General features: G+C 57.8%; 14 protein-coding genes and 1 other RNA gene. 8 read left to right on the forward strand and 7 right to left on the reverse strand.

What is annotated here, in order from left to right; all coding sequences use genetic code 11:
• The first annotated feature begins 41 nt into the window (after nt 1-41).
• The 5 genes from ffs (at nt 42) to Q1B27_RS23150 (ending at nt 5592) form a co-directional block, all read left to right on the forward strand.
• Nucleotides 42-140, forward strand: an RNA gene (gene ffs / locus Q1B27_RS23130) — signal recognition particle sRNA small type.
• Between the two features lie 172 nt (nt 141-312).
• Nucleotides 313-1311 (forward strand): hypothetical protein, encoded by a 999-nt coding sequence (locus tag Q1B27_RS23135; protein WP_299852042.1) that lies wholly within the window; start codon nt 313-315, stop codon nt 1309-1311.
• Nucleotides 1308-4130, forward strand: coding sequence for a CotH kinase family protein (locus tag Q1B27_RS23140; RefSeq protein ID WP_299852045.1), 2823 nt, complete (start codon nt 1308-1310; stop codon nt 4128-4130). Before Q1B27_RS23135 ends, Q1B27_RS23140 begins: the two co-directional genes overlap by 4 nt.
• A 2-nt stretch (nt 4131-4132) precedes the next feature.
• Complete coding sequence (locus Q1B27_RS23145; RefSeq protein ID WP_299852048.1) at nt 4133-4894, forward strand: polyphosphate polymerase domain-containing protein; 762 nt, start codon at nt 4133-4135, stop codon at nt 4892-4894.
• A 14-nt stretch (nt 4895-4908) separates the two neighbouring features.
• Nucleotides 4909-5592 (forward strand): DUF4956 domain-containing protein, encoded by a 684-nt coding sequence (locus tag Q1B27_RS23150; protein WP_299852051.1) that lies wholly within the window; start codon nt 4909-4911, stop codon nt 5590-5592.
• A 174-nt stretch (nt 5593-5766) separates the two neighbouring features.
• Here Q1B27_RS23150 and Q1B27_RS23155 read toward each other — a convergent pair whose 3' ends face one another.
• Entirely contained in the window at nt 5767-6759 is a 993-nt protein-coding gene (locus Q1B27_RS23155) for a sterol desaturase family protein (protein ID WP_299852054.1), read from the reverse strand.
• A 67-nt stretch (nt 6760-6826) separates the two neighbouring features.
• Between Q1B27_RS23155 and Q1B27_RS23160 the strand changes: the two genes are divergently transcribed.
• The 3 genes from Q1B27_RS23160 (at nt 6827) to Q1B27_RS23170 (ending at nt 9613) form a co-directional block, all read left to right on the forward strand.
• Entirely contained in the window at nt 6827-7795 is a 969-nt protein-coding gene (locus Q1B27_RS23160) for a LysR family transcriptional regulator (RefSeq protein WP_299852057.1), read from the forward strand.
• 84 nt (nt 7796-7879) lie between these two features.
• Nucleotides 7880-8956 carry a PLP-dependent cysteine synthase family protein gene (locus Q1B27_RS23165; RefSeq protein WP_299852060.1) on the forward strand — a complete coding sequence of 359 codons (1077 nt, stop codon included), beginning with the start codon at nt 7880-7882 and terminating at the stop codon, nt 8954-8956.
• 285 nt (nt 8957-9241) lie between these two features.
• A complete protein-coding gene (locus tag Q1B27_RS23170; protein ID WP_299852165.1) occupies nt 9242-9613 on the forward strand; it encodes a methyltransferase domain-containing protein in 372 nt (123 codons plus the stop codon).
• Between the two features lie 124 nt (nt 9614-9737).
• Here Q1B27_RS23170 and Q1B27_RS23175 read toward each other — a convergent pair whose 3' ends face one another.
• From Q1B27_RS23175 to Q1B27_RS23200, 6 genes are all read right to left on the reverse strand, one after another.
• Entirely contained in the window at nt 9738-11102 is a 1365-nt protein-coding gene (locus Q1B27_RS23175) for an HD-GYP domain-containing protein (protein ID WP_299852063.1), read from the reverse strand.
• An 82-nt stretch (nt 11103-11184) separates the two neighbouring features.
• Entirely contained in the window at nt 11185-13152 is a 1968-nt protein-coding gene (locus Q1B27_RS23180; protein WP_299852066.1) for a cache domain-containing protein, read from the reverse strand.
• A gap of 67 nt (nt 13153-13219) precedes the next feature.
• Nucleotides 13220-13936 (reverse strand): RES family NAD+ phosphorylase, encoded by a 717-nt coding sequence (locus Q1B27_RS23185; protein WP_299852069.1) that lies wholly within the window; start codon nt 13934-13936, stop codon nt 13220-13222.
• Nucleotides 13923-14303 (reverse strand): antitoxin Xre-like helix-turn-helix domain-containing protein, encoded by a 381-nt coding sequence (locus tag Q1B27_RS23190; protein ID WP_299852072.1) that lies wholly within the window; start codon nt 14301-14303, stop codon nt 13923-13925. Before Q1B27_RS23190 ends, Q1B27_RS23185 begins: the two co-directional genes overlap by 14 nt.
• Nucleotides 14304-14486: 183 nt before the next feature.
• Nucleotides 14487-15365: a lysophospholipid acyltransferase family protein gene (locus Q1B27_RS23195; RefSeq protein WP_299852075.1), complete on the reverse strand. Its 879-nt coding sequence runs from the start codon at nt 15363-15365 to the stop codon at nt 14487-14489.
• A gap of 44 nt (nt 15366-15409) precedes the next feature.
• Entirely contained in the window at nt 15410-15688 is a 279-nt protein-coding gene (locus Q1B27_RS23200) for an HPr family phosphocarrier protein (RefSeq protein ID WP_299852078.1), read from the reverse strand.
• Nucleotides 15689-15694: the final 6 nt, after the last annotated feature.

Here is a 15694-nt window from a genome sequence, read left to right on the forward strand (position 1 = left end):
AAAGCCTTGCGAATCCCGGGCATGAGGCCTATGTATCCCCCCGAGAGGTTGGCGCGGGCGAGCGCCTCGCCAACCCGGTCAGATCCGGAAGGAAGCAGCCGTAACGAGCCCCGCTTGGGTCGTTGTCCAGCCTCTCACCTTCTTCCAGTTTTTTTGCAGATATGAATTGCCTGTGGCGACTTCGCCCCATGCGCCTGGCAAAACCGGATCCAAAACGCTTCTGAACGGGCTGGGGGCTTTTCAACTAAGGCAAAGTGATATAATCGCACTGACTCACCGAATGTCTGTGGTTTTGCTTCTGGAAGAACTGAAATGGCTTTTAGTTTTGGACGCCTGTTATTGCTGGTTAACAGTGTTCTTATTCTTGCGGCGCTGGGCATTTCGCTGATTTTTGCCTTCTCGTGGCTATCGCCCAAAAGTTTTGACAACTTCGGCAAGAGGCATCTCGAAACCTACCTAAACACGGGACGCATGGACGCCGCTCAGGCGATTGCCGACTTGCAGGAAGGTAATACCGATACTGCACAGGATTTGCTGGAAGAATGGGACCATTATCAAAGCGGTGACCGGTATTTCGCCTTTAAAAGGAACGTGGCGATTGCGCTGTCGAACACCTATTACCAGGCCGGTTCGTATCAGGAGGCTGCGGATGTCATAGCGCCCCTGATGGCCGAAGATGACCGCGATATAGTTGCTTTCATGGCCTGGGCCAAAGCTGCGCTGAAAATCGACAGCACGCGCGAAGCAGCAGCAGCACAAGTGACCGAATTCTGGACCCGCTTTCCAAAAAGCGAGGCGATGACCGAACTCTACCTGCGCGAGGTCTATGCTTGGGATGATCCGGTACATGCCAAAAATCTTTTAGAGGAACATGGATACCTGAAGCCGCTTGATCCAACCGGCTGGGAGGTTTTCTGGGGCTCGAAACAGAAGATAAACGCCAGGGATCGCAGGTCGATTGACTTTGAAACGACCGGGTCGGACTGGATTGCGAAAATCGACGTTCCGAAAGGAACACAGCTTTTGCGTATCGACCCACCGGTCGCCCAAAAACTTGTGATTGATGATTTTCAGGTTCACCTGCTTGGAGATATGTCGACAGTTATCGGCGAGGAAGGTCATGGACTTAAGATGATAACGCTCGAAGACGGCATCTTCAGGACAAATGGAGGGCCAGATCCGTTTATCGCCGTTGATGTTCAGGAACTTGTAGAAAATACCGACGCTCAGGATATCATCACGCTGGTCGTCAAGCTGAACGTGAAAAGTGAATTCACGGGTTGGATCGCAAAGAGGATGGAAGGCCTATGAACAGTTCAACCATTCGGTCCTGGTGCAAGAAAATCGTTCTCTGGAGCTGGGTGATCACTCTGCCCATCGTTGTCGTGGGCGGCCACACGCTTTTTCAGACCTGGAAACGGTTCGACACGTTTTTCGTGCGCTATGACCCATCTCATATGAAGGGTAACTTGTCGCGGCTGCTGGAGTACCAGATTGGCAATGTGACAGGAAAGATCGCGTCGGTGATAACGCCGACACCGTCGACCGAATTGCCGACCATCCGCCTTTCCGCCGAAAGACGTGCTCTTGCGACCTTGCATCAGCACATGCCGCAATCTGGCTTTGAATACGTCAAGGGCACTCTGCTTTACGGTGACAAGCCACGCAGGGTCAAAATCCGCTACCGCGGCGATTTCGCCTACCATTGGGCCTATGAGAAAAAATCTATTCGGGTGAAGACCAAGAAGGATGATCTGTTCCAGGGCATGCGCGCATTCAACCTGCAGGCGCCGAAGTTCAAGGAACAAATAAATAACTATCTGGGCTACCAACTGGCTGAACAGATGGGGCTATTGGGGCCCAAGTCAGAACTGGTACGGGTTATGATCAACGGTGAAGACCGTGGTGTGCACATCATGGTCGAGCAGCTTGAGGAACTCACACTCCGGCGCAATGCCAAGATGCCGGGTGATATTTACCGGGGTGAAATTGTCGCCAAGGACCGGTTCAGAGGCATCGGTGACATGGGTGGAAACCTGTTTGAACATCCCGGATTCTGGGACAAGGTGGCAATCAACAATCACTACCCCGACGCGTCGGCGAAACCGCTTGAAGCGATGGTGGAACTGGTTCAGGCGCCCGATCGGATGCAGGCGCAGGCAAAGCTTGAAGATCTTCTAGATATGGAAGCCTGGGGAAAGTTCAGCGCCTATGAATCGCTGGCAGGCACCTATCACTTTCACCCCAATCACAACTGGCGCATCTATTACGATCCCTGGCGGCAGAACCTAGTTCCCATCGTCTGGGACCCCGTAGGCTGGCCCAAAGGGTGGCGCGAACCGGCAAGCAGCCCGACGGCCCTGAACCCGGTCATTCAGACCGATCTGCAAAAGATGCTGTTCAAGAATGGCGCGTTTTTGAAAGCCCGCGAGGCCGCATTGGAGGAGTTCTTTGCCTCGGGGAAGGCCGAACGGTTCCTGGCGTATAAAGATAACGCCGTTGCCACGCTCAATTCTGAACTTGAGACCGATCGCTTTTTGAACCCGCAAGATCCCGAACTCATCAAATCCGAGGTCGAAGCAGCCAGCGTTTACATCGACAGAATATTTGCCGACGCGCAAATTCTGCACGAAAAATCGGCGTCACACATCACCTATGCCGAGACAGGGCAAGGCATTCGGTTGTCGGTTGGCGGGCAGAATTCCGTCAAGCGGGTGATGTTCAAATTTCCCAATGACATTGACGGGATGGCTGATCTGATCGTCAAATATCGGACCAGAACCGCACAGAAAAAATCGGTCACTCATTCCGTTGACATGCAGCCCGCTGTCAGCTTGTCAGGTTCGGAACTGACCTTGAACGCGGCCATGGTGCCCAATTCCAGTTTCACAAAACCCGGATTGCTGAAATTCAAGAACGGGTTGAAACTCGATTACTCAGCCGGGATTTATGATATCAACTTTGATGTGAACCAGGTTCCCACCTCGGTCTGGGTCGATCTTGGGTCTGGCTGGAAACGCATCAGCCGTGTTGACCGTCTGAAATCCACAGCTTTCGACAATATTTTCGAACCCATCAATCACCCGCTTTCCACCAAGCCTGTCGTGTGGAGCGGCGTGAAGGAAATTTCAGGCGTTGAAACGATCGAACAGCCGTTGATCATCGAACCCGGCACGATCATCAAGCTTGCTGAAAATGCCTCGGTCATCATGAAAAACCAGGTCACGGCGGTCGGCACAAAGGATCGCCCGATCAGCTTTCAGCGCGCCGATGGTGCGGAAAATCCCTGGGGCGCAATCGGACTACAGGGGCGCGGAGCGGATGGATCGAAATTTGCGCATTGCAGCTTTGTGGGGGGTAGTGGTTACAAGGGCGATCTGTTTGAATTCTCCGCCCTGTTTTCGGCCCATGACGTAAGGGACCTGATTGTAGAGGATTGCGAATTCGCCGATGGCACGGTCGTCGATGACATGGTGCATATCGTCTATTCCACCGCCGAATTCACCCGGACCGTGTTCCGCAACTCGTTCTCAGATGCCTTCGATATCGACATATCCGAGGCCAAGATTTCGGACAGCCGGTTCGAGAATAGCGGCAATGATGCGGTTGACCTGATGTCCTCCATTGCGTCGATCGACAATACTCAGTTCATTGACAGTGGTGACAAGGGTATCTCGGTGGGCGAGGGCAGCTACCTGCTTGGCGTCAACAACACGCTTGTGAATAACGAGATCGGCGTTCAGTCCAAGGACGGGTCGAACGCGTTTCTCTATAATCACAGCTTCATGGGCAACCGTCAGGCCCTGCACGCTTACAAGAAGAACTGGCGCTATGGCGCGGGGGGAGAAATCTTGCTCTTCAAGTCCAAGCTTGTTGACAATGACAAGAACGTAACGGCCGAGCGCAAGTCAAAAATCCAGGTTTTCGATAGCTATGCGGACACCCCTGTCACGGTCACCAACCGCGTCAGTGCCTTCGCTGTCGATGGCGAAAGCGAAAGCGCCGCCAGACACGAGGGTCGCCTGGTGCCACAAGGGATGAAGCTGAACCAGCGCAATGCTGCGCTCATCCAGAGATTTGACCAATCCGTGATGCAATTGCGTGACGTAGGCCGCCGGGGAGCGATGTAGAATTGCTGAAAGAAAACAAGCGCAATCTGACGACGCCGCTCCACTTCGCCAGATTTGAATTCAAGTATGTCCTGCCCAAACGCCGCCGCGATGATGTCGAGGCGCATTTGCGGTATTTTCTCGAACTCGATCCCTTCGTGCGCGATCGCGAAGAGCATAAATACAGCGTCCGCAGCCTCTACTACGATACTGCGGATTTCTCGGCCTTCCATGACAAGATCGACGGGCTGCACAGCCGCAGAAAATTCCGGGTTCGCACCTATAATGAAGAGGCCGGAGGCCCCGCGCCCTACTTCCTGGAAATCAAGGGTCGCCACAACAACCTGGTGTTCAAGCATCGCACACCGATCCCCGCCGGGGCCTGGATTGATGATAGCGGCGACGGATTGTCAACCTCGCTGATCAAGAACGCGGATCCCAGCGGTGTTCTCGACCAGTTCACCTATGAATATTATCAGCGGCGCATCCGACCCATTGCTCTTATCGACTACAAAAGACGCCCGTATATCAGCAAATACGATTCGAGCTTCCGCATAACATTCGACGAGCAACTTACCTGCTTCAAAGCAGGCAAAGTGTTCCCCGAAGATGTTGCACAACTAAAACACATCGTCCCCGGCCATACGGTAATGGAAGTTAAATTCCATCATCACTTGCCATCGTGGTTTCATCGAGTCATTCAGGCCCACGAATTAAGGCGCGTCTCAATATCCAAAATCTGCTCCGGCATGGAGGTATTGGGCATGGCATACGACGAAGACTAAATCTGGAGTTCATGATGGAACAAGTAATCTCGCCAGTCGCAACCGAGTTGCTGACCTATTCTGTGACGGAAATGACGGTCAACGTCCTGTTAGCGCTCTGCATCGGCTTCTGGCTTGCCTTCATTTATCAGTTCACCCACAAGGGTCTGTCATATTCCCAATCGTTCACCCAAACGCTTATATTCGTGACGTTGATCGTTGCGGTGGTGATGATGGTCATCGGCGGCAGCCTTGCACGCGCCTTTGCGCTTGTCGGTGCGATGTCGATTATTCGTTTCCGGACGGTTCTGAAAGACACCAAGGATTTGTCCTATGTCTTCGGCGCGCTTGCGCTCGGTATGGCCGCCGGGACAAGCAACTATTTCCTGGCGGTTCTGGGCACGTTTTTCATGACCGTTCTGGTTTTCGTGCTGAACGTCACCAACTTTGGATCGGTTTACAAAAGCGAGTTCATCCTGCGTTTCCGCTTCAACCAGAATGGTGATAGCGGGGCCTTCCTGAGCGCGATCAAGGAATTCTGCAAGCGTTCGAACCTTTTGCACATCGAGCCTTCGGGGGATGGCAACAGCCTGATGCAGACATACGATATCGCGATGCGCGATGATGTCTCTCACTCCAGCCTGATCGAGCGCCTGGACAGCATCCCGGATGTTTCCGAGGTCGTACTGATCGCCTCTAAGAATGACGTGGATTACTAGGCTTATCTAGACGGCCCAACCGGTCGACATTCCAAGACACACCATATAGCGCCGCCATGCCGAAATCCGTCATGGCGGCGTTTTTCATTCGAGAAAGTGACAAGGCGCGTTCGGGATTTCAGCCCGCCCGGTTTCGGGGGCTGTCCAACGGAATTTGCCCAAGACCCTAGTAGGTCACGCGCGCCGCTGCCGCCGTTCTTTCAACCGCTCGTGGGCCTGCGGCGTGCCATCGTGGAAGGATCCAAACCACTTGTCCCAGGGCATTTCAAGGTTACCGTAATTCACCTCGAAATAGCGGTGATGCATCTGGTGGTGGAATGTGCCAAGCGCAAGCTGCTTGCGGTCCTTGACCAGTAATTCTTCAAACCCGGTATGCGATGTTGCCGCCGTCAGAGACTGGTGTTGCAGGTGAAACAGGATATGCAGCGGATGCGCCGGGACAACGAAGTGAATGAGGATCGAGCTGAAGAAGATCAGGTGTTCGACCGGGTGCATCGACAGGCCCGACCATGGCCCGACATTGACATTGCGATGATGCAACGCATGCGCCATCCGGTAGAGCGGCCTCCAATGCAACGCCCGGTGCACCCAGTAGAAATGAAAGGAAATCCACACCGGTGTCAGCAGGAAGATCGCGATGAACCAGATCGGATGAGTGCCGAAGGACAGCAAGGGCGCCCAACCGTTGCCCATCGCCCAAAGCAACAGTACTTCGTAACCGGTCCAGAACCCCACGCCACTGGTCAGTGACCAGAACATATTGTCGCGCACCTGTCCGCCGAAACTGAACTGCCGACCTTTCAGCATCAGGTCGCGCTTGTCGTATTTCAGGCGCATGCCCTGGCCTTTGCGCATGTAGAAAAACCAGTGCAGCCCGCCTGCGACCAGCAGCATCAGCCCCATATTGCGCAGCCAGATGCCCGCAATCCAGCCCGGTGCCAGCGTCGCGGCGGTCTCAAGCGAGGGCGATAACCAGAACCAGCAGATCAGGGCGATGCCAAGAACCAGCACATTCTCGGCCAGGCCAAGCCAGCGCGTCGCGATCCATCTGACCATGTGCCTTGGGTCAGGTGGCCAGCTAAAAAACGGCGAGACGCTGATCGGCACCTTGGGCACATGATGCCAGCCGGGCAGGGTGGGATCGGCCTCTTTTCTGGGGTTTTGCATCGCGGTGCTCCGATTTCGGATTTGCCTGACCCTGTCACAGAACCTTAAAGTGGAAAAACAGAAATAAATGCTATTTAATATCTATTATTCAGAGGTAGAAGATTTGCGCAAAAACTTACGACTTTCATTGCGGGCGCTCAGGGCCTTTGTCTCGGTGGTGGATCATGGCTCGATTATCGGCGCGGCGCGCGATCTGAACGTGGCAGCATCGGCGGTTGCGGCGGCGCTGGATCAGGTCGAGGCCGAGTTCGGCGCTGACCTGTTGATCCGCGCCCGCGCCCGGGGGATTTCGGTCACGGTCGAAGGGCGCGAGATTGCGGCACGGTTTCGTGGTCTGCTGGAGGATTACGCCGATGTCATGGATCACGGGCGGGCGCTGGTACAATCCCTCAGCGGCAGCCTGCGTATCGGCTATTACGCACCGGTGGCCCCGGCATTTTTGCCCGGTATCCTGCGCCCGATCATGCAGGCCAATCCATCGCTCAGGCTGGAACTTTATGAACATGACAACGACAGCGCCCAAGAGGCATTGCTGAGCGGCAAGCTGGATGTCATCCTGTTCGCCGGGCAGGATCTGCGCAGCGGGATCGACACGAAACCCTTGCTTGATCTGCCACCCTATGTGCTGGCACCCGACGGGCACGCCCTGGCCGACGCCGAACCTGTAAAACTGTCAGAGGCGGCGAAACATCCGGTCATCCAGCTGGATCGCCCGCTGGCACGGCCCTATCTGGACCGTCTGTTTCGACAGCAGGGCCTGAAGCCCGACATCGTGGCGCGGGTCGACAGCACCGAAATGGCGCGCAGCCTGGTGGGGGCAGGGGCGGGGATCGCCATTCTGGCCATGCGGCCCCTGACCGATATCACCTATGGCGGGGACCGGTTGATCGCATTGGCGTTGGAACCGGACCTGCCGAAATTGCAGCTTTTTGCCGGGCATGTCAGGGGCCGCCCGCGGAAACCCGTTTCGGTATTCCTGGAAGCCTTGGAAAATTTTATCACCACATCCGCCGCGCAGCGTCTGATTTGCCAATGATATGCGAAACAGGCCCAAAGACTGGCCGCGCCGGGTGTGATCCGTTACTTTCGGCAGATCACAGCTAACGGGGGAGAGAGCCACATGGCCGAGAATGATATTCGCAGCACCAACGGACGCGGCAGACTTTTTGACAGCGTGCTGGACACGATTGGTGACACGCCGGTCATCCGCGTGAACAACCTGGCGCCCGATGGTGTGCGGCTTTATGTCAAGGCCGAGGCGTTCAACCCGGCGGCATCGGTCAAGGACCGGCTGGCGGTGAACATCATCGAGGCCGCAGAGCGTGACGGGACACTCAAGCCGGGCCAGACAGTGGTCGAGGCGACCAGCGGCAATACCGGCATCGGGCTGGCGATGGTCTGCGCGCAAAAGGGCTATCCGCTGGTGGTGACCATGGCCGACAGTTTCTCGATCGAGCGTCGTCGGCTGATGCGCATACTGGGCGCCAAGGTGGTGCTGACCCCACGCGCCGAAAAGGGTTTTGGCATGTATAAAAAAGCGGTTGAGCTGGCCGAGGCGCATGGCTGGTTCCTGGCGCATCAGTTCGAAACCGATGCCAATGCCGATATTCACGAAGCAACGACCGCCCGCGAGATCATGGCGGATTTCGCCGGGGACCGGCTGGATTATTTCGTGACCGGCTATGGTACCGGCGGCACCCTGACGGGCGTTGGCCGGGTGTTGCGCAAGGAACGCCCCGAGACAAGGATTATCCTGTCAGAACCCGCAAACGCCCAGATCGTGGGCAGCGGGCACGCCCAGGAACGGCTTGAAGATGGCGCCCCCGCCGTCAGCCATCCCGATTTTGAACCGCACCCGATCCAGGGCTGGACTCCTGATTTCATTCCGCTGGTGCTGCAAGAGGCAATTGATGACGGGCTTTATGATGACCTGATCCCGGTCGCGGGGCCGGACGGCATCAAATGGGCGCGCGAACTGGCCAGCAAAGAGGGGATATTCACCGGCGTTTCCGGTGGATCGACCTTTGCCATCGCCATGGGCATTGCCGAAAAGGCCGAACCCGGTTCGGTGATCCTGTGCATGTTGCCGGATACCGGTGAACGCTACATGACCACACCGCTCTTCGAGGGCATCCCCGAAGATATGTCCGACGAAGAGGTCGAAATCTCGAAATCGACCCCGGGCTTTCAGATGTAAATTCGCGCGGCGCAGCCGTGCGGGGGCATGGCTGTGCCATAGGATGCGCCTGATTCTGGGGTTGCGGCTCCGATCCGACTTTCCCCAGCAGACCAAACAGGTTTCGAAATCGGCATCGCCAGGCGGGGCGCGCATGTCCTTTTCGACCACGTGTTTGACCGGCGCATTGTCGCGCTGGATGGTCCGATCCCACCTTGGCGGGTGCCGCCCACGCTGACATAGGGGATCACGCTGGACCACGCCTCGCCATACCAGTCATGTCCCTTGGCGATCATCCCGGCTGCGTTGCTACGGCCGGGTAATTCGATACCCGAGGCCGCCTGCGGGCTGGGCGCCGTGACCCGTCATTTACCTGGAATTGCCCGGGGAAAAATTATGCTGGCGCCGCTGGATGTATCGACACGGATGATCGCGCGCGGCGTCGATATCGAAGCCGCTGATGCGCTGGGTCGAATGGAAAACATGGCAGTTGCCGCGCAGTCCTTTGATCTGATTACCTGTGTCCGGGGGCTGGAGACACTGGATTATCCACGCCCCACATTGCGCGACCCGGCAGTCAGTTCCGCCTGGTCTATTGCGTTGATTGCCCGCCCCGGTCGGTCATCGGTGCGCCGACACGCGGGTATATTAGGTGTTCTGACCGGGGCCGCTTTCTGAACTGCAAAACCTGACCGCCGGGGCGTCGGAGGCCGAGGCGCTGCATGTTCTGGCCCTGCATTGAACGGCGTCCGTCGCGGTGATGATCCGGCATGTCTGATCGCCCGAGCGGCACAGCGCTCCGTCAGCTATTCGCGATCGCGTTTTGCAGGGCGGCGTAACACTCTATGTCGATCGCGCAGCCAACCATGTCGTCCATGATCGCATACGCCTTTTCCAGTGGCATCGCCGGGCGATAAGGGCGATCGGCGGTCAGCGCGTCAAAGATATCCGCCACGGACAGAATACGCATGTCCTGCGTCAGTTGATCGGCGCTCATCCCGTTGGGATAACCCTTGCCGTCAAGCCGCTCGTGATGGGCCGCAGCGGTCAGGGCCATGTCCTGAAATACCGACACGCGGCTCAGGATCTCGTGGCTCATGGCCGGATGCAGCTTGATCAGGTCAAATTCGGCATCGGTCAGTTTTCCCGGCTTGTCGAGGATGGTGTTCGACACCCCCAGCTTGCCGATGTCATGCAGCAAAGCAGCCCGCGCCATCCAGCGGCGTTTTTCCGTCGAATACCCCATCTCGGCACAAATCGAATCCGTGTATTGCGCCACCCGTTCGGAATGGCCGTGGGTGAAGGGGCTTTTGGCGTCGATCACCTGCGCAAAGGCCGAGGCAATTTCGTCCAGATACTGCTCGTCCACGACCCGGCCGGTATGGGCGGGCTCACTGGTAAAAACATGCGCTTCAAGACCGGGGTCGTTGAATTCCTCCAAAAATCCTGGACAACGCATCACCTCGATGAAAACCGGTGTCAGATCGGGGTCGAACCATGTGCCGGCGCGGTTTGTCAGCTCGCTCACCGCGGCCTCAACACCCAGCTCGGTCACGAACACATCCGCGACCTGCGCCAACAGGGCGATCCTTGAATAAAGCGGTATCGCTTCCCCTCTCAGGCGTGCCGGGCGCCCGCCGCCATCCCAATGTTCATCCAGCCCGGCAATACCCTGCGCCACATCCTCGGAAAACCGCATCATCCGGGCAATCTCAGCCCCCCGGTCACAACGGGTCTGCATCACCTCACCGACGATATCGTTGGAATTCTTCAGGACATTGGTTACCGCCTTAAGACGTTGCACCAGTCCGGATTGCGAGGCCGTGTGACTTAGCAGAAACTCCAACCCCTGCCTGGCCGAGCCGTCAACCAACTTGAAATCGCGTTTGAATTCAATGTCATCGGTCAGATACAGCTGACAAATCCGCGCCGCGTTGGAACTGCATCCCAGATCCTTGAGCAGCAGCGTGAAATAGAGATCCGAGCGCTGGTTCGCGGTCAGGTCCAGAACCTCTGCCACCTGCATCCCGATCCAGCAGCAGCGCACACAATGACCTTCGGGCTGGCCCTCGGTCAGATCCAACGCATGGCTGAGCGCACCCAGAATTTCACCCAGGCGGACCACGGCGGTGGCAGAAGAGGTTGAGAAATGGTGATGAGGCTGCATAGACGGACAAACAAACCGATACTGACAAAGATAAACCGCCTGTATCTTACCTGTTTGGGGCTAAATTTCGGTTACCCGCCGCTCAGGCGGCCACTTCGCCTGCTTCCTCACCGGGCAGCCACACGGTGAACTGCGCCCCGCCGCCAGCCCGGTTGGCGACCGAAATCAGGCCATTGGCGTTCTGGATCAGCGTCTGGCTGACCGACAGGCCCAGCCCCGTGCCTTCGCCCAGCTTGGTGGTGAAAAACGGGTCGAACACCGTCTTCAGTTTTTCCTCGGCGATCCCCGGTCCGGTATCGGCAATCACCAGCTGCGCCCCGGTCTGCCCGTCCCGCGCTGCGGCCGAAATGCTAATTTCCAGCGCACCATGCCCCTGCATCGCCTGAACCGCGTTGACGATCAGGTTGATGATCACCTGCTGCAATTCGCCGGGGTTGATCCGCACCGGCGGCGCGTCGGCGCGGTTGATCGTTACCCTCATATCCCCTTTCGTGATCACATGATCCACCAGCACCAGGCAATCATCCAGCACGCTTGCCAAATCAACGCTTTCCTCAAACGTGCCAAACTCGGTCGGGCGGGCGAACTGCAAGAGCTTGCCGACGATCGCATTGATCCGGCCCACCTGCTGGTCAATCAGCGCCAACTCGGTCATCACCGGCTGCGCCTCCGCGCCCAGGGTCTGTCGGATCACATCGACATTGCCCTGAATGACCGCCACGGGATTGTTGATCTCATGCGCGACCCCGGCGGTGATTTCCCCGATCGAGGCGAGCTTCTCGCTCATCACCAATTGCTGATAAGTGGTCTCCAGCTTCTCATTCGCTTCGCGCAGCTCGGCCGTGCGTTGTTCGACCCGAATGTTCAACTCATCCGCCCAGCTGCGCAGCTTGCGGTCGCGCTCCTGTACCTGATCGAGAAGCGTATCCAGATGCGCCGCCACGGTGCCGATCTCATCGCGGGCCGCGACGGGGCCGATCCGCGCACTCAACTCGCCGTCTTCGACCTCTTCCATCGTTTTTGTCATCCGCTCCAACGGTGAAAATATCCCGCCCGCCAGTCGCAGAAACAGTGGCACGGTCAGCGCCAGGATCAACGCAAAAGCACCGAAGATCAGGAAATAGGCGCTGCGCTTGGCCGCTGTAAATGGCGCTTCAAGAAACCCCACATAAAGCATACCCACCCGGTCGCCAAAGCTATCGATCAGGGGCAGGTAGCCCGAAATATACCAGTCATTGACCACGAAGGCGCTATCAAGCCAGGTCAGCCCCTCGTCCAGCACCTTGTGCCGCACCACCGCCGACACCCGTGTGCCCAGCGCGCGTGCGCCCTCGAACAACCGCACATTGGTCGAGACACGCACATCCTCCAGAAACAGCGTTGCGGTGCCCTGTCGGTCGCCCTCGGCCTTGTCGGAATGATAGACCAGCGCGTTGATCGTATCGATGAAATCAAGGTTTCGGTTCAGCAAAATGCCCCCCACCAGCACCCCCAGCCGCCCCGGCACGCGCACATCCGTGGCCGTGTGCACGACCATGCCACGATCCTCGGCGGTGCGGTCGGTGGGCACGGCGGCCTCGGTGTCGATCAGCGGCAGACGCGCCTGATCGGCCAGCTCTGGTGACAGGGTCGTCAGGTCATCGCCCGAGAAGATGTCGATCTGGCTGGCCCCCGTGCCGCCCACGGCGGCAGCAATCACTGGCCAGGTCTCCGCCGCCTCACGGGCTTGTCCCAATGGCAGGTAATAGAGGAAATCCAGTTGCAGCGAGGCGCGGCTGCGGTCGAGATATGCGGCAAAGACATCACCCGGCAGGGCCGCCGCCTTCTGAAACGCGACCGAACGCGCCAGGCTCTCGACATCATTGCCCGTGGTGACAAGGATCTGCTGCATATATTGCTCTGCGATGCGCAGATCGCTTTCCACATTGGCAATCAGAACGTTATCGTAATTCGCCGACCACCGGCTGATCGCCAACAGCAGCAGAAGCGGCATCAAGACCACCAGCGGCAATAGCGCCAGAATCAGCAATCTGAGGCGGACGGATTTCATCGGACAGGGCACTCAAACGTCATTGCCTGTAGCTTACCGTCAAGCTGCGCACCGGGCAAATACCGCCTCAGGCCGGATGGTAAAGCTGGGTCTCGCCCACCACGAATTGATGGCGCTGACGCAATGTCTCGCAATGGGCCCGCACCAGATGCGGCGTCAGCATCAGATGCCAGGTCTGGCTGGCAATCGGGGCGGGCTGGGCGAACCCGGCGCATGCCAGCACTGCGACATTCGCCCCGTGATCCGGGTGCCGGACCGAGGCATAGCGGATCGCCTCACACCCCTTCGCCCGCGCGGCATCGGCCAGATCCAGACAATCGCTGTAATCCTCAGGGGCGTCCCATCTGCCCTGATCCAGCATTTCGGGCGTGGTCAGATCAACCGAGGCGCCTACGCGTATGTCCGCCATTACCGCCGTATGTTCCACCGGCCAACGCGGCATCGGCGTGCCGGGCGAGGCGGCGAAAAAGCGCAGATTGCCCCAGATACTCTCGGCCACGGCTGTCAAAACCTTTTCCGATCCATACCAGACCCCCGGCGTTGGCCCGGCCCGGCGAAACCGCGAGGCGCGCGGATAGCAGCCATAGCGGAAGGGTGACCAGAACTGGTAATCCAGGTGACGGCAGGGTTCGGGCACGGGCGGTTTGGCGGTTTCCAATATGTCTTCCAGCACCGATTGTTCATCATCGGTATCAACAATCCGCATGGTCGATGCGCGATATTGCCCCTCGATTACCCGCCATAGATTGCCACGATAAGGGGCAAAACCGTTAGGTAGGTGCACGGGCAGCATCCAGGTAATTCATCACCGTCACCAGCCCGGTTGCCTGCGCCATCATGATGCGCGGGATACCGTTCAGATCGCGGTTCTCACCGGCCATCCAGCCCCGGATGGTATCCGGATCAGCCCCGGCAATGGCATCAAGCGACCGGAAAATGCGAATGACACAGGTGGCAAGCTCAAAAGGCTTGCCCTGCAAGGCATATCCTCCGCCCTTCATGCGCGACACCGTGGCCTCACTCACCCCGATGGCCTGGGCCAGGTCACGCTGTGACAGGCCCAGTTCCTGCGCCGCGTTGAATGCCGCCTTGGCAACAACCCGGCCCGGCTCAGGGCTCACATCTTCGATACGTTCAGCAAGTGCAGACATGGTATTCACCTTTCCTCAGAAAGTTATATATCATATCTTCCCATAAATTTCAACCAAGGCCATTATTTCTTGTGAAAATCAAGACATAACAGATGGGACATGCGCCAATCCGAGGAGGATGCCGGAGGCAGACGACGAGAGACCCTGCGTGCGCGCAGGCGCACTCAATCTAACAACAGAAAATCACGCGCCAAGGGACAGGGTATGCTCTCGCAGCCAGGTCATGAAACCGCGCGGGTCGGTTTCCAGCATCTTCATGCGCTCGTCGCTGATCGGTTCCCCTACCACGGGCTTTTGCGGCTTGTTGCAGCTATGGACAACCTCGTGCAGCAATAGCCCCTGCCGCAGCGTGGCGGAGATTCGGTTGGCCATCTGGTACCAGCGCGAATTCGACCCGGGGAAATAGATCGGCACCACCTTCGCGCCCGAGCGGCGGATCATCTGTGCGGTGAAAACATTCCATTCCCGCTCGATCGCGGGCCCAAAAAGCGTATCCGAAGATGCCACGACACCCGACGGGAAAACGCTGATCAACCCGCCCTCTTTCAGATGGGCCATCGCCTTGGCACGCATCTCGACCGATTTGCGCTGGGCATCCGGCTCATGCGGAAACGGCACCGAGATCATGTAGGACGCGGCCACCTCGTCAATGCCGGTCAGCAGGGCGCGGGTCAGGATCTTGTAATCATTGCGCCGCCGCCCGATCAAATCCGCAAGGATCATCCCGTCAACCAGCCCGTGCGGATGGTTCGAGACCGCCACGACCGGGCCTGTGGGGGGGATATTCTCGACCTCCGCATCCGGTGTCTCAAGGTCGATGCCCATCGTGCCCAGTGCTGCGCGCCAGAACGCCTGGCCGGTCGGGGCACCCCGTTTCTCGAATTTTCGGATCATGCGGATGATGGCAATCTTGCCAGTCATCCATTCCATCGTGCGGATGATCACCGAGGTCACGGGCGTATCAAAGGAATTGGCGTAGGTCAGACTGCGGCGGTCATAGGTGGTGAAGGTCACCTCCTCGCCGGATGCATCAATACCCCTGTCCTGCTGCTTTTGCGACAACTGGCCCGTCCCTGTTTCCCCGCCTGCGCGCGTCCCTCGCGCGGTTACATCTCTTCGCCGAACCTGTCGGCAACAAGGGCCGCGACGGCATCCGCCATCGCCTCGGCGTCCGGCCCCGAGACCTGCACGTCAATAGTGGTTCCTTTCGACGCTGCCAACATCAAAAGCCCCATAATACTGTCCGCACCGGTGGAGAGACCGTTCTGTGACACTTCTGCCGTTGCGTCAAACCCTTCGGTGACTTCGACCAGTTTGGCCGCTGCCCGCGCATGCAACCCCTTCTCATTCACGATTTTTAACTGTCGCGTAATTGTCTCTGACATTGTCCC

This window comes from uncultured Roseovarius sp. (assembly GCF_947489715.1).
Classification (GTDB): Bacteria; Pseudomonadota; Alphaproteobacteria; order Rhodobacterales; family Rhodobacteraceae; genus Roseovarius.